Annotated in this window: 22 protein-coding genes; 10 read left to right on the top strand and 12 right to left on the bottom strand. The window is 66.4% G+C overall.

What is annotated here, in order from left to right:
• Positions 1-17: 17 nt before the first annotated feature.
• On the top strand, positions 18-2,213 hold the full coding sequence (locus LJF27_RS27795) for an FUSC family protein (RefSeq protein ID WP_003105982.1): 2,196 nt from the start codon (positions 18-20) through the stop codon (positions 2,211-2,213).
• 268 nt (positions 2,214-2,481) lie between these two features.
• Positions 2,482-2,748, top strand: a complete 267-nt coding sequence (locus LJF27_RS27790) for a DUF2790 domain-containing protein (RefSeq protein ID WP_003085904.1) — start codon at positions 2,482-2,484, stop codon at positions 2,746-2,748.
• A gap of 217 nt (positions 2,749-2,965) precedes the next feature.
• Here the strand turns inward: LJF27_RS27790 and LJF27_RS27785 are convergent, their stop codons facing one another.
• A complete protein-coding gene (locus LJF27_RS27785; protein ID WP_003105980.1) occupies positions 2,966-4,525 on the bottom strand; it encodes a sigma-54-dependent phenylalanine hydroxylase transcriptional regulator PhhR in 1,560 nt (519 codons plus the stop codon).
• 283 nt (positions 4,526-4,808) lie between these two features.
• Here LJF27_RS27785 and phhA point away from each other — a divergent pair, with 283 nt between their 5' ends.
• From phhA to pbpG, 4 genes are all read left to right on the top strand, one after another.
• On the top strand, positions 4,809-5,597 hold the full coding sequence (gene phhA, locus LJF27_RS27780) for a phenylalanine 4-monooxygenase (protein ID WP_003105977.1): 789 nt from the start codon (positions 4,809-4,811) through the stop codon (positions 5,595-5,597).
• A gap of 104 nt (positions 5,598-5,701) precedes the next feature.
• Positions 5,702-6,058 carry a 4a-hydroxytetrahydrobiopterin dehydratase gene (locus LJF27_RS27775; RefSeq protein ID WP_003085898.1) on the top strand — a complete coding sequence of 119 codons (357 nt, stop codon included), beginning with the start codon at positions 5,702-5,704 and terminating at the stop codon, positions 6,056-6,058.
• Entirely contained in the window at positions 6,055-7,254 is a 1,200-nt protein-coding gene (locus tag LJF27_RS27770; protein ID WP_003114240.1) for an amino acid aminotransferase, read from the top strand. The genes LJF27_RS27775 and LJF27_RS27770 overlap by 4 nt, the downstream gene beginning before the upstream one ends.
• A gap of 312 nt (positions 7,255-7,566) precedes the next feature.
• A complete protein-coding gene (pbpG, locus tag LJF27_RS27765) occupies positions 7,567-8,499 on the top strand; it encodes a D-alanyl-D-alanine endopeptidase (RefSeq protein WP_003105974.1) in 933 nt (310 codons plus the stop codon).
• Between the two features lie 22 nt (positions 8,500-8,521).
• On the opposite strand, the gene arfB is transcribed toward pbpG, so the two are convergent.
• The 4 genes from arfB to hppD all read right to left on the bottom strand — a co-directional run bounded on the left by arfB (position 8,522) and on the right by hppD (position 12,381).
• A complete protein-coding gene (gene arfB, locus LJF27_RS27760; protein ID WP_003105972.1) occupies positions 8,522-8,935 on the bottom strand; it encodes an alternative ribosome rescue aminoacyl-tRNA hydrolase ArfB in 414 nt (137 codons plus the stop codon).
• A gap of 120 nt (positions 8,936-9,055) precedes the next feature.
• Entirely contained in the window at positions 9,056-9,439 is a 384-nt protein-coding gene (locus tag LJF27_RS27755) for a lysozyme inhibitor (RefSeq protein ID WP_003085889.1), read from the bottom strand.
• Positions 9,440-9,591: 152 nt separating this feature from the next.
• Positions 9,592-11,010, bottom strand: coding sequence for an amino acid permease (locus LJF27_RS27750; protein ID WP_003085884.1), 1,419 nt, complete (start codon positions 11,008-11,010; stop codon positions 9,592-9,594).
• Between the two features lie 297 nt (positions 11,011-11,307).
• Positions 11,308-12,381 (bottom strand): 4-hydroxyphenylpyruvate dioxygenase, encoded by a 1,074-nt coding sequence (gene hppD / locus LJF27_RS27745; RefSeq protein ID WP_003106569.1) that lies wholly within the window; start codon positions 12,379-12,381, stop codon positions 11,308-11,310.
• A 321-nt stretch (positions 12,382-12,702) separates the two neighbouring features.
• Between hppD and LJF27_RS27740 the strand changes: the two genes are divergently transcribed.
• The 3 genes from LJF27_RS27740 (at position 12,703) to LJF27_RS27730 (ending at position 14,733) form a co-directional block, all read left to right on the top strand.
• Positions 12,703-13,491 carry an AraC family transcriptional regulator gene (locus LJF27_RS27740; RefSeq protein ID WP_003106570.1) on the top strand — a complete coding sequence of 263 codons (789 nt, stop codon included), beginning with the start codon at positions 12,703-12,705 and terminating at the stop codon, positions 13,489-13,491.
• 83 nt (positions 13,492-13,574) lie between these two features.
• Positions 13,575-13,748, top strand: a complete 174-nt coding sequence (locus tag LJF27_RS27735; protein WP_003106572.1) for a DUF1427 family protein — start codon at positions 13,575-13,577, stop codon at positions 13,746-13,748.
• 25 nt (positions 13,749-13,773) lie between these two features.
• A complete protein-coding gene (locus LJF27_RS27730; RefSeq protein ID WP_003106575.1) occupies positions 13,774-14,733 on the top strand; it encodes a quinone oxidoreductase family protein in 960 nt (319 codons plus the stop codon).
• Positions 14,734-14,783: 50 nt separating this feature from the next.
• Here LJF27_RS27730 and LJF27_RS27725 read toward each other — a convergent pair whose 3' ends face one another.
• From LJF27_RS27725 to LJF27_RS27695, 7 genes are all read right to left on the bottom strand, one after another.
• Positions 14,784-15,566 carry a TenA family transcriptional regulator gene (locus LJF27_RS27725; RefSeq protein ID WP_003106577.1) on the bottom strand — a complete coding sequence of 261 codons (783 nt, stop codon included), beginning with the start codon at positions 15,564-15,566 and terminating at the stop codon, positions 14,784-14,786.
• Between the two features lie 74 nt (positions 15,567-15,640).
• Complete coding sequence (locus LJF27_RS27720; RefSeq protein WP_023088495.1) at positions 15,641-18,097, bottom strand: EAL domain-containing protein; 2,457 nt, start codon at positions 18,095-18,097, stop codon at positions 15,641-15,643.
• Between the two features lie 294 nt (positions 18,098-18,391).
• Positions 18,392-20,182 (bottom strand): ABC transporter ATP-binding protein, encoded by a 1,791-nt coding sequence (locus LJF27_RS27715; protein WP_016851923.1) that lies wholly within the window; start codon positions 20,180-20,182, stop codon positions 18,392-18,394.
• Positions 20,175-20,777, bottom strand: coding sequence for a DsbA family protein (locus LJF27_RS27710; protein ID WP_003145641.1), 603 nt, complete (start codon positions 20,775-20,777; stop codon positions 20,175-20,177). Before LJF27_RS27710 ends, LJF27_RS27715 begins: the two co-directional genes overlap by 8 nt.
• Before the next feature lie 39 nt (positions 20,778-20,816).
• Positions 20,817-21,755 carry a rhodanese-related sulfurtransferase gene (locus LJF27_RS27705; protein ID WP_003085861.1) on the bottom strand — a complete coding sequence of 313 codons (939 nt, stop codon included), beginning with the start codon at positions 21,753-21,755 and terminating at the stop codon, positions 20,817-20,819.
• Positions 21,756-21,919: 164 nt separating this feature from the next.
• Positions 21,920-22,225 carry a BolA family protein gene (locus tag LJF27_RS27700; protein ID WP_003114234.1) on the bottom strand — a complete coding sequence of 102 codons (306 nt, stop codon included), beginning with the start codon at positions 22,223-22,225 and terminating at the stop codon, positions 21,920-21,922.
• A gap of 13 nt (positions 22,226-22,238) precedes the next feature.
• On the bottom strand, positions 22,239-22,787 hold the full coding sequence (locus LJF27_RS27695; RefSeq protein ID WP_003120754.1) for a DUF2059 domain-containing protein: 549 nt from the start codon (positions 22,785-22,787) through the stop codon (positions 22,239-22,241).
• A 167-nt stretch (positions 22,788-22,954) separates the two neighbouring features.
• Between LJF27_RS27695 and LJF27_RS27690 the strand changes: the two genes are divergently transcribed.
• Positions 22,955-23,974: a DUF2804 domain-containing protein gene (locus LJF27_RS27690; RefSeq protein ID WP_003114233.1), complete on the top strand. Its 1,020-nt coding sequence runs from the start codon at positions 22,955-22,957 to the stop codon at positions 23,972-23,974.
• The last annotated feature ends 85 nt before the right edge of the window (positions 23,975-24,059 follow it).

Raw genomic sequence — 24,059 nt, 5'->3', positions numbered from 1 at the left:
GTTCAGGATTCGCAGCAGTGCCCCGCGCCACCCGGAAAGGTCTCCCCCTGGTTCCACCGGCTCCCCTCGCGTTCTTTCCCAGCCCCGACGAATTGCGCCGCGCCCTGCTCGAATGGGCGCGTAGCGACGGCGTCGCCTGGGTCTTCGTGTTCAAGGCCCTGCTCACCGCCAGCCTCGCCCTGTGGCTGGCCTATCGCCTGGAACTGCCGCAGCCGAGCACGGTGCTGGTGACGGTCTTCATCGTCATGCAGACGCAGAGCGGGCAGGTCCTGGCCAAGAGCTTCTACCGCATCGTCGGAACCCTGATCGGCCTCAGCGTGATGGTCACTCTGATCGCCCTGTTCGCCCAGGAGCGCGTGCTGTTCCTCGCCTGCCTGGCGCTCTGGGTCGGCCTGTGCACCGCCGGCGCCGCGCGCTACCGCGATTTCCGCGGCTACGCCTGCGTACTCGCCGGCTACACCGCGACCATGATCGGGATTCCAGCCACCGCGCACCCGGAAGGCGCCTTCATGGCGGCGCTGTGGCGGGTCCTGGAAATATCCCTGGGCATCCTCTGCACCGGTACCGTCAGCGCCATCTTCCTGCCGCAGACCAGCGGCGCCGCCCTGCGCAACACACTCTACGGGCGCTTCCGCGACTTCGCCGGGTTCGCCGCCGAAGGCCTGCAGGGCAGCCTCGACGGCGAGCGCTTCGGCGAGCTCAGCGCGCGCTTCGTCGCCCAGTCCGTGGGCCTGGAAAACCTGCGCAGCGCCACTACTTTCGAAGATCCGCACATGCGCCTGCGCAGCGGCCGGCTGATTCGCCTGAACAACGAATTCATGGTCATGACCAGTCGCTTCCACGGCCTCCACCGCCTGCTCGAACGCCTGCGCGGGCGCGGGGCGCAGAATGTCCTGGAGGTCCTGGCGCCCTGCCTGGCGGAGCTTGCCGGGCTGCTCGCGCCGATTCGCGAACGGACGCCCACCGACGCCGACGCCGCGCGCCTGGCCGAACGCATCGAGGCCTACAAGCCGGAACTGATGCAGAACATCCGCCAGGCCCGCCAGCGCCTGGTGGAGCAGCGCCCCGGCGAGAACGACCTGCTGGATTTCAACACCGCTGCCGAACTGGCCTTCCGTTTCACCGACGACCTGCACAACTACGCCCTGACCCACGCTTCCCTGGCCGAACACCACCATGCCCGCGAGCAATGGAAGGAAAGCTTCGTCGCCCGCGCCAACCCGGTCGCCGCGCTGGTCGCCGGAGCGCGCAGCGCGCTGATGATCGGCCTGCTCGGCACGTTCTGGATCCAGACCTCCTGGCCCCACGGCGGCACCTTCGCCCTCACCGCGGTACTGATCTCGGCGCTCTCCTCGACCTCGCCGAATCCCGGCCGGTTGTCGCTGCAACTCACCCTCGGGACCCTCGCCGGGGCCTGCACCGGGCTGTTCGTGCTGCTCTACCTGCTACCCCACGTGGACGGTTTCCCGATGCTGCTCTGCTGCCTGCTGCCGGTCTTCGCGGTCGGCGCCCTGCTGCTCTGGCGGCCGCAGTGGAACGGCTACGGCGTCGGCCTACTGGTGTGGTTCTGCTTCGCCTCGCTGCCGGCCAACATGGCGCGCTACGACGCCCTGGCCTTCTTCAACGAATACCTGGCACTACTCTTGTCGATGGTCCTCGCCACGGTCGCCGCCATGGTGATCCTGCCGCCGAACCGGCCGTGGATGTGGAAGCGCCTGGAGCACGACCTGCGCGAGCGGGTGGTGTTCGCCATCAGCGGCAAGAGCAAGGGCCTGGTCTCCGGTTTCGAAAGCGGCACCCGCGACCTGCTGAACCAGGCCTACACCTTCTCCGCCGGCCGCCCGGACGTGCAACGCCGGTTGCTGGGCTGGATGTTCCTGGTGCTGGAGGTCGGCCAGGCGATCATCGAGCTGCGCCTCGAACAGCAACGCCTGCCCCAGGAGCCCTGCTACGCCGAACGCACCGCCTGGCGCCGGGCGATCCGCCTGATGGGCCGGGCGCTGATCCGGCTGTTCCTGCAACCCGGGCCGAGCAACCGCCAGCGCGCCCTGCACGCGGTGAACCAGGCGATCATGGCGGTACGGGCGGCGCCGGAGCCGCGCGCACCGCAGTTCGATACCTCGCCGCTGCGACGGGTGCTCAGCTACCTGCACTTCATTCGCAGCGCCCTGCTCGACCCGCAATCGCCCCTGGGCCAGGAAAGAAACCCGTGAGCCGGTCGCAAAGCCGCGGCGCAGAAGGCCACAGGGATATTGTTACCGATCCGTACAAGGTTCTTGTCTTGACTGAGTCTATATGTCGCAGCCTATCCCAACTTACAATAAACCCAACAGCCGAAGTTAACTCCCGTTGAACTTCGACTCCGCAACTTGATTGCAGACTTACTTACCCAGCCTTGTTTATCGAGTTGCCCCGGTGACCTGTCCGCCTGTCTTCCGACGGCAGATCGTACCCACTCAGAAACTACTCAGGTAAATAGTAATGAAGGCTTTCGCCCTGATGGCCCTGTTCGCCTGCTCGCCGCTGGTGATGGCGGCTGGCGCCCAGGATCAACCTGCCAGCCAGCAGGAAAACGCTGTTGAAGAATATGCCTATGGCATGCAACTGGATGTGGCTCGCGTTATATCTTCAACCGACACTTCCAATGCCTGCGGCATCGTTCCCGCACGCATGACCTACGAAGATTCGAACGGCCAGAAACATACCGTCGAATATCAGGTCTGGGGCAACGGCTGCACTGGCGGCTAAACTCTGCTCGACCTCCGGGTCGACCTCCGAAGGATCGCGCCACGAGGGGCAGCTCGCCCATCCGGCGCGATCATTGTGTACTCGGCGGCGACAATCCCGCCCCTCGGCGAACATCCTGGCCGTCTTCCCCACGCCTCATCGTGCTGCCGCCCTTTCACAAGGGCCGACGCCTCCACCGTTTCTTTCCCAGCCTGCAACAAACCGGCAAGCATGCCGCTCAGCCCTCGCCTTGCCCCACGCCATGCTGGCGCAGCTTGTTCGCCGCCGTGGTATGCGAAACGCCGAGGCGCTTGCCCAACTGGCGGCTGCTCGGATGTTCGCGGAACAGGCGCTCCAGCACCGCCTTCTCGAAGCGCCCGACGATGGCGTCGAGGTCTCCTTCCAGGGAAAAATCCCCCAGCGGCTGCGGCGCGCCGTAGTCCGGCAGGCGGATGTGCTCGGCCTTGACCGTTCCCCCTTCGCACAGCGAAACCGCCTGGAACAGCACGTTTTCCAATTGCCGCACGTTGCCCGGCCAGTGGTAGCGTTCGAGACGTTCCAGCGCCTGCGCGGAAAGCTTCGGCAGGCCGCAGCCGATCTGCCGGCTGGCCTGGTCGAGGAAATGCTCGGCGAGCGGCGCCAGGCCATCCAGGCACTCGCGCAGCGGCGGGATGTGCAGCGAGAGCACATTGAGACGGTGATAGAGGTCCTGGCGGAATTCGCCCTTGGCGCAGAGTTCGGACAGGTCTACCTGGGTGGCGCAGATCACCCGCACGTCCAGGTACACCTCCTCGTCGCTGCCGACCCGGCGGAAACAGCCGTCCTGCAGGAAGCGCAACAGCTTGGCCTGCAGGCGCGGGCTCATCTCGCCGACGCCGTCGAGGAACAGCGTGCCGCCGGCGGTAAGCTCCAGCAGGCCGAGCTTGCCCTCCGGGCGGGCGCCCTCGAAGGCTCCCGGACCATAGCCGAACAGCTCGGTCTCGGCCATGGATTCCGGCAGGCCGGCGCAGTTCAACGCCATGAACGGCGACTGCCCGCGCGGGCTGGCCAGGTGGCAGGCGCGCGCCAGCAGCTCCTTGCCGGTGCCGGTCTCGCCCTCGATCAGCAGCGGCGCGTCCAGCGGCGCCATGCGCCGCGCCTCGCGGACCACCGCGGCCATTACCCGCGAACTCTGGAAGATACTGTCGAAGCCACGCAGCTCCTGCTTGCGCACATGGTAGATGCGCTCGCCGACGCGATCCGCGCGATGCAGGGTCAGCACCGCTCCAGCCAGCGCCTCGCTCTCGTCGTGCTCGGATTGCAGCGGCGCGATGTCGGCGAGGAACACGTCGCCCTTCACCTTCACCCGCAGCCCGTTGATCCGCGCCTTGTTGGCGCGCACCAGTTCGGGCAGGTCGAGGTCCTCCACATAGCGCGACAGCGGAATCCCCGGCACCTCGTCGACGCGCACGCCGAGCAACTGCGCGGCGGCACGGTTGGCGGCGACGATCTGCCCGCCCATGTCCACCGAGAGCACCGGGAAGTCCAGGGCGGCGAGCAGCGCGTTGAGTTCCAGGTGCCGGCGCTCGCTGGGCATCAGGCCGACGCGCTTGACCCCGAAGACCCCCGGCACCGCCTCCAGCTTGGGCCGCAACGACTGCAACTGGAGGTTGATCATGTTCGGACAGAGCAGGTAGATGGCGTTGCCCTGGTCGCCGCCGACTTCGCCGCGATTGACGTTGATGCCGTAGTCGACCAGCAGGTTGAGGATGTCGCGGAGGATGCCTACACGGTTCTGGCAGTGCACTTTGATACGCATGGCGTGGCCCGGTGTTGTCGTTCTGATGGGCTCGCGGCCGGTTTTTTAACTCCCGGCCGGAAATTTCCGTCAAGAATATGTGACAGTTAGACTCACCAGCAACAATGCCTGACCCAATGAACAGGCGACCCAGGCCAATTCGTAAGGAAAACTTTACGAAAACGCCGATTCCTCCCCGTTGCCCGGTCCCTATCCGGGGCTGCACGGACCGTCCCGACGCGGTATCGATAAGGCAACGACAACAACAAAGACCCCGCGGCCACAAGCCGCTCATGGAGTCCGTATGAAAACGACGCAGTACGTGGCCCGCCAGCCCGACGACAACGGTTTCATCCACTATCCGGAAACCGAGCACCAGGTCTGGAATACCCTGATCACCCGGCAACTGAAGGTGATCGAAGGCCGCGCCTGTCAGGAATACCTCGACGGCATCGAACAGCTCGGCCTGCCCCACGACCGAATCCCCCAGCTCGACGAGATCAACAGGGTTCTCCAGGCCACCACCGGCTGGCGCGTGGCGCGGGTTCCGGCGCTGATTCCGTTCCAGACCTTCTTCGAACTGCTGGCCAGCCAGCAATTCCCCGTCGCCACCTTCATCCGCACCCCGGAAGAACTGGACTACCTGCAGGAGCCGGACATCTTCCACGAGATCTTCGGCCACTGCCCACTGCTGACCAACCCCTGGTTCGCCGAGTTCACCCATACCTACGGCAAGCTCGGCCTCAAGGCGAGCAAGGAGGAACGCGTGTTCCTCGCCCGCCTGTACTGGATGACCATCGAGTTCGGCCTGGTCGAGACCGACCAGGGCAAGCGCATCTACGGCGGCGGCATCCTCTCCTCGCCGAAGGAGACCGTCTACAGCCTCTCCGACGAGCCGCTGCACCAGGCCTTCAATCCGCTGGAGGCGATGCGCACGCCCTACCGCATCGACATCCTGCAACCGCTCTATTTCGTCCTGCCCGACCTCAAGCGCCTGTTCCAACTGGCCCAGGAAGACATCATGGCGCTGGTCCACGAGGCCATGCGCCTGGGCCTGCACGCGCCGCTGTTCCCGCCCAAGCAGGCGGCCTGACGAGAAACGCCGCCGCCGCGGCTGACCCCGCGGCGGCCTTGTACTATGGTGGACGGGCACGGCCCGTCCGCCGCTCCCACATGCGACAACCAAGGACTCCCACCATGACCGCACTCACCCAAGCCCATTGCGAAGCCTGCCGCGCCGACGCCCCGCACGTCAGCGACGAAGAACTGCCCGTGCTGCTGCGGCAGATCCCGGATTGGAACATCGAAGTCCGCGACGGCATCATGCAGCTAGAGAAGGTCTACCTGTTCAAGAACTTCAAGCATGCCCTGGCCTTCACCAATGCCGTCGGCGAGATATCCGAGGCCGAAGGCCACCATCCGGGCCTGCTGACCGAGTGGGGCAAAGTCACCGTGACCTGGTGGAGCCACTCGATCAAGGGCCTGCACCGCAACGATTTCATCATGGCGGCGCGCACCGATGAGGTAGCGAAAACCGCCGAGGGGCGCAAATGAGTCATTTCGCCAAGGTCGCCCGCGTACCGGGCGACCCGATCCTGGGCCTGCTCGACGCCTACCGCAACGATCCGCGCGCGGACAAGCTGGACCTCGGCGTCGGTGTCTACAAGGATGCCCAGGGCCTGACCCCGATCCTGCGCTCGGTGAAACTCGCCGAGCAGCGCCTGGTCGAGCAGGAAACCACCAAGAGCTACGTCGGCGGCCACGGCGATGCGCTGTTCGCCGCGCGCCTGGCGGAACTGGCGCTCGGCGCCGCCTCGCCGCTGTTGCTGGAGCAACGCGCCGACGCCACCCAGACGCCCGGCGGCACCGGCGCCTTGCGCCTGGCCGGCGACTTCATCGCCCATTGCCTGCCCGGCCGCGGCATCTGGCTGAGCGACCCGACCTGGCCGATCCACGAGACCCTGTTCGCCGCCGCCGGCCTGAAGGTTTCCCACTACCCCTACGTCAGCGCCGACAACCGCCTGGATGTCGAGGCGATGCTTGCTGGCCTGGAGCGCATTCCCCAGGGAGACGTGGTGCTGCTGCATGCCTGCTGCCACAACCCGACCGGTTTCGACCTGAGCCACGACGACTGGCGCAGGGTGCTCGACGTGGTGCGTCGCCGCGAGCTGCTGCCGCTGATCGACTTCGCCTACCAGGGCTTCGGCGACGGTCTCGAGGAAGACGCCTGGGCGGTACGCCTGTTCGCCGGCGAACTGCCGGAGGTGCTGGTCACCAGTTCCTGCTCGAAGAACTTCGGCCTGTACCGCGACCGCGTCGGTGCGCTGATCGTCTGCGCGCAGAACGCCGAGAAGCTCACCGACCTGCGTAGCCAACTGGCCTTCCTCGCCCGCAACCTCTGGTCGACCCCGCCGGCGCATGGCGCCGAGGTGGTCGCGGCGATCCTCGGCGACAGCGAGTTGAAGGGACTCTGGCAGGAAGAGGTCGAAGGCATGCGCTCGCGCATCGCCAGCCTGCGCATCGGCCTGGTCGAAGCCCTGGCGCCGCACGGCCTGGCCGAGCGCTTCGCCCATGTCGGCGCGCAACGCGGGATGTTTTCCTATACCGGACTGAGCCCGCAGCAGGTCGCTCGGCTGCGCGACGAGCACGCCGTTTACCTGGTCTCCAGCGGCCGGGCCAACGTCGCCGGTCTCGACGCGCGCCGCCTCGACCGCCTGGCGCAAGCCATCGCCCAGGTCTGCGCGGACTGAACCCTCACGGTTACCCTGAGCCGGCTGTGATGGCCGGCTTTTTTTCGCCCCAGCGAATGCCGCGCACTCCCGCCGAGGCGGCGGATAACCGCGTTGCGGTTATTCGCCCTACCGCACCACGACCTTGTGGGCGTAGGGCGAATACCGCCACAGGCGTTATCCGCCGAACCTCTCCGAACCGGGCCAACCATAAGTCAGCACTTTCAAAGCCCTACGTGCTTTTCCTACAAAAGAGCATAAAATGCTCAATTATGGGCACCAGTTCACACTGCGCCCCACGGCCCCACTTTCTCGTCTTAGTGAGCAACGCACGTGAGAAACCGTCTCCTGTCACTGGTCACCCTGTTCCTGTCCCTCAGCGTTGCCACCGCGGTATCCGCCTCCCCGCCGCCCAAGGCCGGGCTGCCGCTGCAACAGGAGCTGGCGTCGGGCAGCGCGCTGGTTACCGACCAGAACACCGGCAAGGTACTCTACTCGCGCAACCCCGACCTGGTGGTGCCGATCGCCTCGATCACCAAGCTGATGACCGCCATGGTCGTGCTCGACTCGAAACTGCCGCTGGACGAGGTACTGCCGATCGCCATCAGCGAGACCAGCGAAATGCGCGGGGTGTTTTCCCGGGTGCGGGTCGGCAGCCAGATCAGCCGCCGGGACATGCTCCTGCTCGCCCTGATGTCCTCGGAGAACCGCGCCGCCGCCAGCCTCGCGCAGAACTATCCGGGCGGCAAGAACGCCTTCGTCAAGGCGATGAACGCCAAGGCCCACGCCCTGGGAATGAAGAACACCCGCTACGTCGAGCCGACCGGGCTGTCGCTGCACAACGTCTCCACCGCTCGCGACCTCACCCGCCTGCTGGTGGCCAGCCGGCAATATCCGCTGCTCAGTCAGTGGAGCACCACTCCGGAGAAGACCGTGGCCTTCCGCCACCCCAACTACACCCTGGGCTTCCGCAACACCAACCACCTGATCAACAACAAGACCTGGAACATCCAGTTGACCAAGACCGGCTTCACCAACGAGGCAGGCCACTGCCTGGTGATGCGCACCACGATCAACCGCAATCCGGTCAACCTGGTGGTGCTGGACGCCTTCGGCAAGTACACCCACTTCGCCGACGCCACGCGCCTGCGACGCTGGCTGGAAACCGGCCAGGTCACTGCGATCCCGGCCGCGGCCAAGGCCTATCGCCTGCAACGCGACCGCGAGCGCGGCCTCGGCCAGCCGGTGGCCCAGGCCGTACGCTGATCCGTCGCGAAGACCGGCCGGCTCAGAAATCCACCTTGCCGCGCCCGGCCTTCACCGCGCCGCGCTTGGCCTTGCCGTCCAGCCGGCGCTTCTGCGAGCCGCGCGTAGGCTTGGTCGGGCGCCGCGCCTTCTGCACCTTGGCCACGCTGCGGATCAACTCCGCCAGGCGCTCCAGGGCATCCTCGCGGTTCTGCTCCTGGGTCCGGTACTGCTGGGCCTTGATCACCACCACGCCGTCGCCGCTGATGCGCTGGTCGTTCAGTGCCAGCAGACGCTCCTTGTAGAACGGCGGCAACGACGAGGCCTGGATGTCGAAGCGCAGGTGCACCGCGCTGGAGACCTTGTTGACGTTCTGCCCGCCGGCGCCCTGGGCGCGAATGGCATTCAGCTCGATCTCATGGTCGGGCAGGTGGACGGCATTGGAGATGATCAGCATGGGGCGGCACGGTGGACCAACGGGCTGCCAGCATAACCCCTTTGCCGAGCGGAAAAGCAGGCCAAAAGAAACCCGGCCGCGGCCGGGTTCCTTCATTTCGGCTAAGGCGCCAGGTCGAACTCAACGCTCCTTGCAGGCGACCCCGTCGGTGGGCTCGCCGCCCTTCCAGTCGCCGTAGAGGGTGGCTTCCTCGCCCTTGGTCCACCAGATGTACTGGCCGGCGGCGTACTTGGCGCCGGAGGCGGAAATCACATTGCTGAAGACCAGCGTCGAGTTGTCGCTGACCGGCACCACGGCGAGGCTGTTGTCGCCCTTGTTCAGGTACTGCACGGTGAACTTGCGACCGTTCTCGCACTTGTAGTCGACGCTGCGGGTATCCAGCTTGGCATCCCCCGGCAGGGCCAGGTAATCGACCTGGGCGGTCTGCTTGTCGTCGTCGCTGCCGCCGCAGGCGACCAGGACCACGGGAACGGCAGCCAGAAGCAGCCAGAGCGCTTTTTTCATGGAAATCCCTCTAACGAGAAAAAATGGCGCTGCCACTGTAGGAATTCGGCACCTGCCGCGTCAACGACAGGCGCCCCTAGAAAAAGTCTTGTGGGCCGCCGGGACACGCAAAGGAGCGCTCCCCTCTCCTCTGCGCGCCGGCGCCCCATCGATCACTCGGTGACCGGCTTCACCCGCAGGCCCGGCATCGGCCGCGGGGCTCCCTTGAGTCGGTAGCAGGCCCACATCACCAGCAGCCAGACCGGGATGGCATAGACCGAGACCTGGATGCCGGGGATCAGCAACATGACGCCGAGGATGAACACCACGAAGGCCATGCACAGGTAGTTGCCGTACGGATACCAGAACGCGCGGAAGTGCGTGCGGGTGCCCTGGCGGTCCATCTGCGCGCGGAACTTCAGGTGCGCCATGCTGATCATCGCCCAGTTGATCACCAGCGCCGCCACCACCAGCGACATCAGCAGCTCCAGCGCCTGGTGCGGGATCACATAGTTCACCACCACCGCGAGGAAGGTCACCAGCGCCGATACCACCAGGGCGCGTACCGGTACGCCGCGCTTGTCGACCCTGGCCAGCGCGCGCGGGGCATCGCCCTGCTCGGCCAGGCCGAGAAGCATGCGGCCGTTGCAATAGGTGCCGCTGTTGTACACCGACAGTGCGGCGGTGAGCACCACGAAGTTCAGCAGGTGCGCGGCGGTGCCGCTGCCGATCATCGAGAAGATCTGCACGAACGGGCTGCCGCTGTAGGCATCGCCGGAAGCGTTGAGGGTCTGCAGCAGGCTGTCCCAGGGCGTCAGCGAGAGCAGCACGACCAGGGCGCCGATGTAGAAGATCAGGATGCGATAGATCACCTGGTTGATCGCCTTCGGGATCACCGTCCTCGGCTTGTCCGCCTCGGCCGCGGTGAAGCCGAGCATTTCCAGGCCACCGAAGGAGAACATGATGATCGCCATGGCCATCACCAGGCCGCTCACTCCGTTGGGGAAGAAACCGCCGTGTGCCCAGAGGTTGCTCACCGAAGCCTGCGGACCGCCGCTGCCGCTGAACAGCAGGTAGCAGCCGAGCAGGATCATGCCGATGATCGCCACCACCTTGATGATCGCGAACCAGAACTCGGCTTCGCCGAAGGCCTTGACGTTGGCCAGGTTGATCGCGTTGACGACGACGAAGAACAACGCCGCCGTGGCCCAGGTCGGCACCTCCGGCCACCAGTAGTGGATGTACTTGCCGACCGCGGTCAGTTCCGACATCCCGACCAGGATATACAGCACCCAGCAGTTCCAGCCGGAGAGGAAGCCGGCGAAGCCGCCCCAGTACTTGTGCGCGAAGTGGCTGAAGGAGCCGGCGACCGGCTCCTCGACGATCATCTCGCCGAGCTGGCGCATGATCATGAAAGCGATGAAGCCGGCGATGGCGTAGCCGAGGATCATCGACGGGCCTGCCGACTTGAGCACCCCGGCCGAGCCGAGGAACAGGCCGGTGCCGATGGCGCCGCCGAGGGCGATCAACTGGATGTGACGATTCTTCAGGCCGCGCTTGAGCTCGCCCGAATGCGGATGTTGGCCGTCCATTGAGTTATCTCACGCAAGTGGAAATTTATTGTTGTCGGAGGCGAAACGGGGCCGTGCGGCTCAGGCGGCAGGCGCACGGCGGGCGCCATGCGGGGCGCGTGGCGGCGGGCGGTCGGCTGGGTGGAGGAAGGACTCACGGATCATGCGTCACCTGTTTGTTGTTGTACGTGACGTGAATGGGCCGCCAGGCTCGTGGCTCGGCGGTGCGGGCAAGGCTGGCGCGATCGACGCCGCTGGAACGGAAACGCGGAGCGCAAGGAAAACCGCCAGCCCCGGAAGAGGCTGGCGGCAGCGGGATCAGATCACGCCGCGGCGAATCTGGTCTTCCTCGATGGACTCGAACAGGGCCTTGAAATTGCCCTCGCCGAAGCCCTGGTTGCCCTTGCGCTGGATGATCTCGAAGAAGATCGGGCCGATCACCGTGTCGGTGAAGATCTGCAGCAGGATGCCGTCGTCGCCCGGGGCGCCGTCGATCAGCAGGTTCAGTTCGCGCAGTTGCTCGAGCGGCTCGCCATGCCCGGCGACGCGGGTGTCGACCTTCTCGTAGTAGGTGTCCGGGGTCGACATGAACTTCACGCCGTTGTCGCGCAGCTTGCGCACGGTGGCATAGATGTCGTCGGTGGTCAGGGCGATGTGCTGGATGCCTTCGCCATGGTATTCGCGGATGAATTCCTCGATCTGCGAGGTATCGTCGGCCGACTCGTTGATCGGGATGCGGATCTTCCCGCAAGGTGCGGTCATGGCGCGGGAGAACAGGCCGGTGAGCTTGCCTTCGATGTCGAAGTAGCGAATCTCGCGGAAGTTGGCGATGCGCTCGTAGAAACCGGACCAGACGTCCATCTGGCCGCGCTTGACGTTGTGGGTCAGGTGGTCGATGTAGGTCAGGCCGACCGAGTTGTCGTTGGCGCTGCGGCCTTCGATGAACTCGAAGTCGACGTCATAGATGCTGCGGTCGCCGTAGCGGTCGACAAGATACAGCAGCGAACCGCCGATGCCTTCCAGGGAAGGGATGTTCAGCTCGCCGAAGTTGGCGTGGCTGCCCACCAGCTTGGCGCCCTGGGATTCGGCGTAGGCGGCGGCCTGGGAAGCGTTCTTCACCCGGAAGGCCATGGCGCAGGCGCTCGGGCCGTGCTTGAGGGCGAATTCATGGACATGCCCGGTTGGGCTGCCGTTGAGCACGATGTTGATATCGTTCTGCTGGAACAGGAAAACTTCCTTGGAACGATGCTTGGCGGTTTCGGTGAAGCCCATCATGTTGAACAGCTGGCGCAGCTGCTCGATGCCCTTGGCGTCGGGGGCGGTGAACTCGACGAATTCGAATCCGTCGGTACCGATGGGATTGTGCTGTTCGATCTTGGCCACGGCGTTCATCCGGCCTCCTCGTTGTTCTTGTTGAATGGACCGCCGCCGGTCCAGGCGGCCGACGACATGGGAGATGCCTTCATCTCACCCCGTGGCGGCGCGGCGGACAAGCCGTCGGCAGGGCCCGGCACAGGGCCTGGCGCAGGGTTTCTGGCAACTATTCCTTACGCGCCGGCGGCATGCATGGCGAACGCCCGGTCTTCGTAAAGTTATCTTTACAGTGCGGTGCGAAAAGCTGCCAGCAGCACTGTCACGGCTGCGCTGAAAGCCGGCGCTGCATGATCGGCGTCAAGCGGTTAACCTGCGTCTTTCCTCCGCGACGGCATTCCCATGGCACGACCCGCCCCACCCGACCTGAGCGACAGCCGCCGGCCCCTGCGCGGCGTTGCCCGCAGCTATCCTGCCGGGCACCGCGTCGATGCCCACGAGCACGCCTGGGGCCAGGTGCTCTATGCGGTGTCCGGGATGATGTGGCTGGAGACGCCCGACGAGGCCCTGCCGGTCCCGCCGCAACGGGCGGTCTGGTTGCCTCCGGGCCTGCGCCATGCGGTGCGGGTCGCCTCCGAGTTGCAGATGCGCAACATCTACCTGAGCCCGGAACTCTCCCGCGGCCTGGAGGACCGCACCCTGGTGCTGGTGGTCGGCCCGCTGCTGCGCGAGCTGATCGTCAGCCTGGTGGAGCAGGAACGGCAGAGCGACCCCGACTACTATCGGGCGCTGGCCGATCTCGCCGTGCTCGAACTCGGCCGCGCGCGCCGTTCCAGCCTCCGCGTACCGCTGCCGGACGCCTCCGACAGGCGCCTGCTCGCGCTGTGCCAGGCGGTGATGGCCAATCCCTCCCTGGACATCGGCCTGGAGCGCCTGGCTGAAGACGCCGGGGCCAGCGTGCGGACCCTCTCGCGCCTGTTCCAGCGCAGCCTGGGCATGGGCTTTGCCGACTGGCGGCGGCAGGTGCAGCTGGCGACCGCCGCCGCCGCACTGATCGATGGCCGTCCGGTGGCAGGCATCGCCCATGCCCTGGGATATACGCCGAGCGCCTTCAGCGACATGTTCCGCCGCGAGCTGGGCGTCTCTCCCACCGAGTACAGGGCCGAGCATCACCAGCCGTTCCAGCCTTGACCGGTATTCGATAGCTATTGGCCGATAGATGTTTTTTCGGCCAACTAGACTGGCACCATCGTTCACCGTCCCTGTCAGCCGCCATGAACTACCTGATCTCCCTCGGCATCGGCCTGCTGGTCGGCGCGCTCTACGCCGTCCTCGACTTCCGCTCGCCGGCGCCCCCCGCCATCGCCCTGGTCGGCCTGCTTGGCATGCAGCTCGGCGAACAGCTTTTCCCCCTTGGCCGCGACCTGCTGCAGCAGTGGCTGCACTGATCGCCGCGACGACACGGAGCCCCCGATGAAAGCACTGCAATTCGACCGTACCGGCGACCTCGCCGCCCTCGAGCTGGTGGACATGCCCGACCCGCTTCCCGCCGCCGATGAGGTGCGGGTGGAAATCCGCGCCGCCGGGCTGAATCCGAGCGACGTGAAGAACGTCCTCGGCCGCTTCCCCTATACCACCCTGCCCCGGGTACCGGGCCGCGACTTCGCCGGGGTGGTGGTGGAGGGACCGAAGGCTCTGCTCGGCCAGGCGGTCTGGGGCACCGGGCGGGAGCCGGGATTCTTCCGCGACGGTAGCCACGCGCAGTTCCTGACCCTGCCGGCCGCCGGCGTCGCGCTCAAGCCGGAAAGCCTGAGCTTCGCCCAGGCCGCCAGTTGCGGGGTGCCCTACAGCACCGCCTGGGACGCCCTGCAACGCAGCCAGGTCAAGGCCGGCACCCGGCTCCTGGTAATCGGCGCCAACGGCGCGGTCGGCAAGGCCGCGCTGGCGCTGGCCAAGGCCCTGGGGGCCGAAGCGATCGGCGCGGTGCGGCGCGAGGAGCAACGCCAGGCGCTGGAAACGCAGGGCATCGCCGCGCTGCTGCTGGGCGAGCCGGCCGAACTGGCGGCACAGGTGGAAGGGATCTTCCCCGGCGGGGCCGAGGTGATCTTCGATACGACCGGTTTCTGGCTCGAGGCGGCGGTCCCGGCGCTGGCCGCCTTCGGTCGCCTGGCGATCATCGCCGCACCGGCCGACGGCCATGTGCGCCTACCCGCATTGAACCTGTACCGCCGCGGTGGCTCGGTGGTGGGGATCAACTCGCTGCTCTATGGCGTGGAAGCCTGCGCAGGCTTCCTCGACGCCTTCGGCAAGCTGTTCGACCAAGGCCGCCTGCCGCTGCCGGACGGGCTGCGGGAAGTCCCGCTGGAGCAGGGCGTTGAGCAGTACCGGGCGGTGAACGAAGGCACCTGCGAGAAGATCATCCTGGTGCCTTGAGGACCAGCGGAATCCCGGCGGAACATGCCGGGATTCCGCTGTGCGCAAGGCTACTCCGCGCCGACCGCGAGCTTGCGGGCGCTGCGCGCCTCCTCCAGCTGCATGCAGCGCTCGAGGAACAGGTACATATAGTCGTAGCTCTTGCAGATCGCGTCGCGCAGTTGCCGGCGCAGCTCGGCGCTGGGATTGGTGCCGGCCAGGGTGCAGATGATCTCCAGCGCCTCCCAGGGGTGGGCATCGTCGTACTGGGCGTGGAGCTTGAGCCACTTCATGGCGCGCTTGCGGCCTTCCTTGGGGAAGGCGTTTTCGTAGACGCCGTTCGAACAGACCAGCGCCGACCACTCGCCGGTGACGCCTTCGATGGCGTAGTTGGTGGCGGCCATGGCCACCGCCAGTGAGTCGCTGGCGCAGGTGTGCCAGCACCAGTGGCTGAGCGCGTGCAGTTCGGCCGGCACGTCTTGCGCCTGGATCTCGGCCAGGCTCACGCCGTGGGCCTCGGCCCAGTGCAGCCAGTAGTCGGCGTGGTTGAGTTCGACCCGAATGTTGCGCATCAGCCAGCGGCGCGCCATGTCTTCGCCGGGATGGCGGGCGAAACGGGTCTTCAGCAGGTTCTGCGACATGTACAAGGGGAACTGCTCGACCACCGGCCAGCCGCCGATCAGGTACAGGCGCATCAGCGCCGGGCTCAGCTCGGCGTCGCGCATGCGCCGGTACAGCTCGTGACCGGAAACCCGGTCCTTGCTCGCCTGGCAGTCGACGATCAGTTGCTGCGCCCACTGCGGATAGCTTCCCGCCTCCTGCAAGGGGCCCGTACGGTCAAAGAACTCGCTCACACCCGTCTCCCTTCTCTTCTTGTCGGCAACGGCCTCATAGCAGCGAAACTACTCTTTCTTCGCTCCGCGGTCACCTACCGGAGGTTCTGTCCGAGGCTCGGCCACAGGCCCTGGGCATCCAGCCCTGCGCCCGGAGGCTGGCGACTGAACGGCAGGGGCGCGCCGATGGCCAGGCCCTGGGCATAGTCGATGCCGATCTCGCGCAGCGCCTCCATCACTTCGACGGTCTCGACGAACTCGGCGATGGTGCGTTTGCCCATCACGTGGCCGATATGGTTGATCACCTGGACCATGGCGCGATCGATGGGATCCTCGAGCATGTCCTTGACGAAGCTGCCATCGATCTTCAGGTAATCCACCGGCAGGTGCTTGAGGTAGATGAAGGACGACATGCCGGCGCAGAAATCGTCCAGGGAGAAACGACAACCGGTGTCCTTGAGCTCGTTGATGAAGCGGATGGCGCTGGCCAGGTTGGCAACCGCCACGGTTTCGGTGACCTCGAAGCAGATCGTCTGCGGCGGAATGCGGTAACGGGCGAACAGCTCGGTGAGGAACTGCAGGAACGACTCGTCGCCGATGGTCGCGCCGGAGAGGTTGATGGCGCAGGTGCCGATCGGCTCGGCGCGAGGGTCCTGGGCGCGCTCGACAAGGGTGCGGAAGGCATTCTCCACCACCCAGCGATCGATCAGCGTCATCAGGCCGTAGCGCTCGGCGGCGGGTATGAAGCTCAGCGGCGGCACCAGGCGCCCGCCCTCGTCGCGCAGGCGCAGCAGCAGTTCGACGTGCAAGCCCTCCTCCGCACCTTCGCCCAGCGGCACGATGGGCTGGGCATAGAGACTGAAGCGGTCTTCCTCCAGCGCCAGGTGGATGCGCTGGACCCAGGTCATCTCGCCAAAGCGCATCGATAGTTCGACGTCGTCCTGATGGAACACCTGGACCCGGTTGCGGCCCTTTTCCTTGGCCATGTAGCAGGCCATATCGGCGGAGCGCAGCGCCTCCTCGAGGGTCGAGATACCCGGCAGCAGGTGCACCAGGCCAACGCTGACGGTGCAGTTGAACGGCTGCCCGCTCCAGGTGAAGTGCAGGTCCTGGATGGTCTTGCGCAGATGGTCGGCGATCTCCACGGCTTTTTCCGCCGGACAGTTCTCCAGCAGGATGCCGAACTCGTCGCCGCCCAGCCGCGCCAGCGTGTCGCCCTCGCGCAAGCCTTGCTGCAGCAGGGTACAGACCTGGCGCAGCAGTTCGTCGCCGGCGGCGTGGCCGCAGGTGTCGTTGACCAGCTTGAACTGGTCCAGGTCGAGGAACATCAGGGCGTGCCGCCCGCTGTTGCGCTCCAGGCGTTCCAGCGCTATCTGCAGGCGATACTCGAACTCGCGGCGGTTGGTCAGCCCGGTCAACGCATCGTGGGTCGCCTGCCAGGACAGGCGCGCCATGTACTGGCGCTCGCGGGTCATGTCGTGAAGCACCAGGACCACCCCGGTGATCTCGCCGCCACGGTGGATCGGCGCGCCCACCAGGGTCACCGGCACGCTGCTGCCGTCGTGACGCAGAACCAGCTTGGAATGCTCGCGACCGCCGTCGATCTCGCCGCTGAGGATCTGCTCGATCAGCAGCATGCCCTCCTCCCGCGAGCTTTCGTCGACGATCCGGAACAGCGACGCCAGGGGCAGGCCGCGGGCCTTGTCCAGCGTCCAGTTGGTCATCTGCTCGGCGGCCGGGTTGAGGTAGGAAATGCCCCCCTGGGTATCGGCGGTAATCACTCCGTCGCCGATCGAGGCCAGGGTGATCTGGGCCCGTTCGCGCTCGGCATCGAGGGCGTTCTCCACTTCCTGGCGCTGCGTCAGTTGCTGCCGGGTCCGCAGGAACGCCAGGAGGATGAGCACGCTGGCGGTGGTCAGGTTGGCCACCAGCAGCAGCCTGAGCAAGGCCCGCGAGCCCTCGCCGAGGGCGTCGCTGAAGGCCTTGGCCGCCGGCGTGACCTTCTCGTTGATCGCGTGGATCTCGGTCTTCCACTGTTGCACCTGCTCGGCGCTGGCCTGCCCGGCGCCGATGCCCGCGCGCATCTTGCCGGCGACGTCGATCAGTTCCATGACGTACTTGTCGCCCACCAGCCACAGCTCGATGGCGCGCTCGAAGTAACTGAAGTCGTGGAAGTTGCGGTACAGCCAGATGATCGCGGTAACGTCGTCGGCATGGTTGCCGCCCTTGAGGATGCCCTGGCGGGCCGCCTCGATGTCCGGGTCGGGCTGGTCCAGGGCAAGGCGCATCTCGCGGTCGCCGAGGGGGATCGCGATGGCCTCCTCGTAGCGGCGGAAGTCTTCGTCGGCGCGTGAGTCGGCATAGAGGGTGAGGTAGTAGATGGCATCCTTCTGGCCCTTCGACCAGAGGCTTTCGCCGCCGACATAGCTGCGCACCGCGGAGAGGACGTAGAGACTGCCGCCCGCCAGCATGGCCTGCAGCAGCACCACGACGATGAAGGGCCATACCAGGCCGAGCAGGCGGGGCTTGTCGAGAGTCCGGTTCTGCCTCATTCCATCTACCATTCAAACTGGCGCTAAGCGATCGGGCGCCGTCTCCGTCGCCCCTGACTGCATCACCTGTCGGCCGCTCAAGATCCCGTCGCAGAACTCCCGAGGCCTTGCCTGCCGGCAGCCACGACGCTGGAGGAGGCGGACACCTGGCAAACAGTAGGAGTCTAGTGGCTGTTTGCCGAACCTGCCCTGCACCTGGCGGAACAGACAGCGTTTTTTATTGCCGCAGCCAATAAAAACCGGATGTCTTATATGGAATATACGAGAAAAACCGCCAGGCGACAGCCTGGCGCCTCACATCTGTTGCAGATGTCCGTAGAGCCGGGCGTAGAGGCCGCCTTCGGCGATCAGTTGCTGGTGATCGCCGTCTTCGGCGATATGCCCGCCATCGAAGACCAGGACCCGGTCGGCCTGCTTCACCGCCGACAGCCGATGGGCCACGATCAATGTGGTGCGGCCTTCGAGGAAGTCCCCGAGCGCCTGGTGCAGGGCATACTCGGTAGCGGCGTCGAGGGCCGAGGTGGCCTCGTCGAGGATCACCACCTTGGGCTCGGCGAGGATCATCCGGGCGATCGCCAGGCGCTGCCGCTGACCGCCCGACAGGCGCACCCCGGAACGCCCGACCACGGTGTCCAGCCCCTGCGGCAGGCGCCGCACGCCGTCGGCCAACTGGGCGATCTGCAAAGCCCGCCAGCAGGCCTGGTCACTGCGTTCGCGGCCCATGGTCAGGTTGGCCCGCACGCTGTCGTTGAACAGCGCCGGATGCTGGAGGACCACCGCGACATGTTCGCGCACGCAGTCCAGGCCGATTTCCTCCAGGGGCACCCCGCCGTAGCGGATGCTGCCGCGCTGCGCACTGTAGAGGCCGAGCAGCAGTTGCACCAGCGTGCTCTTGCCGCCGCCGCTGGCGCCGACCAGGGCAACCTTCTCGCCGGCGCCGATGTTCAGGTCCAACTGCTCCAGGACCTTGTCCTCGCCGTAGGCGAAATCCAGCCCGCGCACCTCGATGCCAACGGTCGTGCGGCCGGCGAACGGATCGCGCAGCGGCGGGTAGCGCGGCTCGTCGGCCCGCGCCAGCAACTCGTTGATCCGCTGCAACGCGCCGCCAGCGGCGTAGTAGGCGTATTGCAGGCCGAGCAGCTGTTCGACCGGACCGATCATGAACCAGAGGTAGCTGAACACCGCGAGCATCTGGCCGATCGACAGGTCCGAGAGCAGCACGGTGAGCATCGCCGCGGCGCGGAACACGTCGATGCCGAACTGGAACAGCAGGCCGCTGGCGCGCCCGGCGGCGTCGCTCTTCCATTGCGAGGCCACGGCGTAGTCGCGGACCTCCTGGGCGCGGTGGCCGAGGCGGCCGAGGAAATAGCCCTGGCGATTGCCGGCGCGGACTTCCTGGATCGCCTCGAGGGTCTCGGTGAGCGCCTGGGTGAAGCGCGCGGTGCTGTCGTTCTCGAGCTTCTTGAGATGCTTGACGCGCTTGCCCAGCTGCACCGTGGACCAGATCACCAGCGGGTTGAACAGCAGGATCAGCAAGGCCAGCTGCCAGTGCATCCAGACCAGGATCGCGGCGGTGCCGAGCAGCGTCAGCAAGGCGACCAGGAAGCGGCTGAGGGTTTCCCCGACGAACTTGTCCAGGGTATCCAGGTCGGTGACCAGGTGGGCGCTGATCGACCCGCCGCCGAGGGTTTCGTATTCGCCCAGGGCGATATGCCGGAGGCGCTCGATCAGACGCAGGCGGATGCGGTAGACGATGTCCTTGGACAGCCGCGCGAACAGCTTCGCCTGGAGCACGTTGAATACCAGCGCCGCCCCCCGCAACAGAAGGGTCGCCGCCAACATCAGGCCGATGTAGCCGAACGCCACCTGCCAGTCGGCGGGCAACAGGCGGTCCATGAAACGCAGCGCGCCGTCACCCTTGCCGAGCAGCACTTCGTCCACCAGCAGCGGCAGCAGCAAGGGAATCGGCACGGTGCAGAGGGTGGCCAGCACCGCCACCAGGTTGGCGAACAACAGGGCTTTCTTGTGGCGCAGTGCGAGTCGACGAATCTCCGCCCAGCTCAGGCGGTCTCCGCGCTCACTCATGCCGGCCCCGTTCCAGCCAGCGGCCGAGCAAGGGTGAAAGTTCGGCAAGCGGCTGGTAGCCGTTGGTGAGCAACGCCAGTTGGCCGTTGCGTTCGGCCAGCAGGGTCGGGAACCCGGCGATGCCGAGGTCCTGGACCCAGGCGAAATCGGCGGCGGTGGCGTCACGCGCCTCGCCGCTGTCGAAGGCCGCGGCGAACTCGATGCGCGGAAGCCCCACCGCTTCCGCCAGGCCGGCGAGCACCGCCGCCTGGGTGACATCGCGACCCTCGGCGTAGAACGCCCGCTGGATCGCCCTTACCAGCGGCCAGGCGCTTTCCTCGTCGAGGCTGCGCGCCGCCACCAGGGCCCGGCAGGCCGGCTCGGTGTCATAGACGAAGCCTTCGGGCAACGCGTCGTCGAAGCGGAACGGCTGGCCGGTGGTCTGCTGCACGGTCTGCCAGTGGCCGAGGATGTAGCCGCGGGTATTCGGGTCGAGCGCCGCGCCGTGGCCGGCGCGCAGGCCACCGGCTACCAGGTGGAAAGCGACGCCGTCGGCGGCCGCCTGCCGGGACAGCGCCTCGGCGACCGGGGCGAAGCCCCAGCACCAGGAGCACATGGGGTCCATCACGTACAGCAGGCGGGCCTTGGCCAAGGTTCAGTTCTCCAGCGTGGACTGGCGCGGATCGCGACCGAGCGGGTGCGGCTGGTTGCGCTGCCGCGCCAGTTCGATCTGTTTCTGCCGCTCGCGGGCGCCGGCGCGGGTCTTCTCGCTCAGCGAGTCCCAGCAGTGCGGACAGCTGATGCCGGGCACGTAGTGCTCGGACTGGCGGTCCTCCAGCGAAACCGGGTTGCGGCAGGCGTGGCACTGATCGTACTCGCCCTCGCTAAGATCGTGGCGCACGGTCACGCGGTTGTCGAATACGAAGCAGTCGCCGCGCCACAGGCTCTGTTCCTGCGGCACCTCTTCGAGGTACTTGAGGATGCCGCCCTTGAGGTGGAAGACCTCCTCGAAACCGGCGCCGAGCATGTAGCTGGAAGCCTTCTCGCAGCGGATGCCGCCGGTGCAGAACATCGCCACCTTCTTGTGCCGCGCCGGGTCGTAGTGGGCCTTGATGTACTCGGGGAACTCGCGGAACGACCTGGTCTTCGGATCGACCGCGCCCTCGAAGGTGCCGATCGCCACCTCGTAGTCGTTGCGGGTATCGATCAGCAGGACTTCCGGATCGCTGATCAGGGCATTCCAGTCCTTCGCCTCGACATACTGGCCGACCTGCTTGTTCGGATCGACGCCAGGCACGCCGAGGGTGACGATTTCCTTCTTCAGCTTGACCTTGGTGCGGTAGAAGGGCTGTTCGTCGCAGTAGGATTCCTTGTGCTCGATATCGGCCAGCCGGGGATCGCTGCGCAGCCAGGCGAACAGCGCATCGATGCCTTCGCGGCTACCGGAGACGGTGCCGTTGATGCCTTCCTCGGCCAGCAGCAAGGTGCCTTTCACACCGTTGTCGAGCAGGGTTTGCAGCAGGGGTTCACGCAGCGCCACGTAATCGTCGAGAGTCACGAACTTGTACAGCGCCGCCACGACGATGGATGTCATGGGGATATAGCCTCCAGGTGGTCGCCCGCGTAAAGGGCGGACCGGAACGAAAAGCGCCACCCGCTGGCGCCATGGAAACGACAACGCCGGCGGAAGGCCGGCGCTGGGTGCGTAGTCTAGCGCAGCAGGGGCAGGCTCTGCACCCCGCCGCGACGGACGCCGTCTCAGGGTATGTCGTGCTTGCTCCCGCCGCGGCAGGTCGGCGAGGCCGGCACCGCAGCCTGGCTCCACTCCTCAGGGGTGAAGGTATGCAGCGCCAGGGCGTGGAACTCGCCCATCAACCCACCGAGGGTGGCATATACCTTCTGGTGCCGCTTCACCGCGTTCAACCCGGCGAACTGCGGGCTGACCAGCACCACCTTGAAGTGGGTCTCCAGCCCGCGGCTGTGCATGTGGCTCTCGTCGAGCACCTCGACGTGTTGCGGATCGAGGGGCTGCAGGGCGGTCTGGATACGGTCACGCATGCTCATCGCGAATCACGACTCACTTTTTCTTCTGGGCCGGCGCGGCGACGCCGAGTTCCTTGTCCATGTCGGCCATCAGCTTGTTCACCGGCTCGACGGCGCCTTGCAGCTTGGCCTGGGTCAGTTGGGCGGATTCGGCGGTCAGGCGCGGCATCTTCTCCAGCACCTTCTTGCCCAGCGGCGACTGGTAGAAGGCATTCAGGTCCTTCAGCTCGGACTCGGTGAAGTTGGTGGTGTAAAGCTTGATCAGCTCGGGCTTGATCTTGTCCCAGCCGATGGCGCGGTCCAGTTCGGCATTGGCCTTGGCCTGGTAACGCTCGAGAACCGCCTTCTTGCTCTCCGGCGCCTTGGCCTGGGCGAAGCGCTGGGCCAGCATCTGCTGCACCTGGGCATAGACCGGGACCGTCAGCTTGTCGGCATGGACCAGCTTGAGGAATTGCTCGGCCTGGCTGGCGGAATCGGCCATGGCCATGGAGCTGAGGCTGAGCAGCACGGCGCTGCCGATGAGGCGAAGACGGGTCATGGAAAATCCTTGAGGTTGGGTAGATGTGTCCGTGGGACCCGACATTCTGCGCCTAAGTTCGAAATCCGCTCAAGCGCGGCGCCGAATATCGGGAGAATCCTATCCGGCGCCCGCCCGCTCCATGCCGTCTACTATCAGTTCTGTAGTGGGTACTTGCCGCCTTCCTTCCGCAGCCGGCATGCTTGCGTCAGCCTGTCACATGGATGTGTTAGATGAACGGAACCGCCGCCGATACCCTCGCCGTATCGCCCCCGCCCCTGCGCAACCTCTGCGACGGCCACGGCCGGCTCGATCCCCGGGCGGTCGGCTGGTCCGCCCGGCCGCGGGTGCTCTGCCACATCCCCGGCCACTTCGGCCGGCGCAAGCGCTGGAACCACTGGTGCATCGTCAGCCCCGGCTGGATGCTCTCGCTGACCATCGCCGACCTCGACTACCTGACCTACGGCGCCGCCTATTTCCTCGACCTGGACAGCGGCCAGGCGGTAGCGCACACGCAGATCCGCTTCTTCGGCCTCGGCTGCCAGTTACCCGACGAGCCGCAGGCCAGCCATGCCTTCGAGCATCCCCGCCTGCAATTGCGCTTCGACGAACAGCCCGGGCGCCTGCGCGTCACCGGCCAGGCCCCGGACCTCGGTGGCCTGCCGCTGGAGCTGGCGCTGGAAGTGCGACGACCGTCGCACCTGGAGTCGGTGAACCTGGTGGTGCCGATGGGCGAACACACCTTCCATGCCTGCAGCCGCCAGCTCGGCCTGCCGATCAGCGGCTGCCTGCAGCTCGGCCGCCGACGCTACGACTGCCAGGCGGGCCAGAGCTTCGCCGCGCTGGACTTCGGCCGCGGTGTCTGGCCGCTGCATACCTACTGGACCCGCGCCGCCTTCGCCGCCCCCGGCGGCATCGCCGGCAACTTCGGCACCGGCTGGACCGAAGCCAGCGACCTGCGCGAGAACGCCCTGTGGTTCGGCGGCAAGCTCAGCCGCGTGCTCGACGACGTGCACATCCGCGAGCCTCGCGACCCGCTGGCCGAATGGCGCCTGGACAGCGCCTGCGGTCGCGTCGAGCTGCTCTTCCGTCCCGAACAGCTGCACCAGGCGCGGCCCAGCGTCGGCCTGTTCTATGCCAATACCCGCCAGTGGTTCGGCCGTTTCAACGGCACCCTGCGCCACGACGACGGCGACTGCGTGCCGGTGGACGGCGCCCTCGGCTGGATCGGTTCGACCCGCGCGCGCTGGTGAGGCCGGCGGCGGGCAATCTATTTCCGACCCGCAGCGCGGCGAAAAATGCCCACGAGGAAGCGACGGCAGCGGAACCCAAGGCGGG

This window comes from Pseudomonas sp. 203-8 (assembly GCF_020708595.1).
GTDB classification, from domain to species: Bacteria; Pseudomonadota; Gammaproteobacteria; order Pseudomonadales; family Pseudomonadaceae; genus Pseudomonas; species Pseudomonas aeruginosa.
Note: the sequence above shows the minus strand (reverse complement) of the source record. Positions and strands in the feature narration are given on the sequence as shown.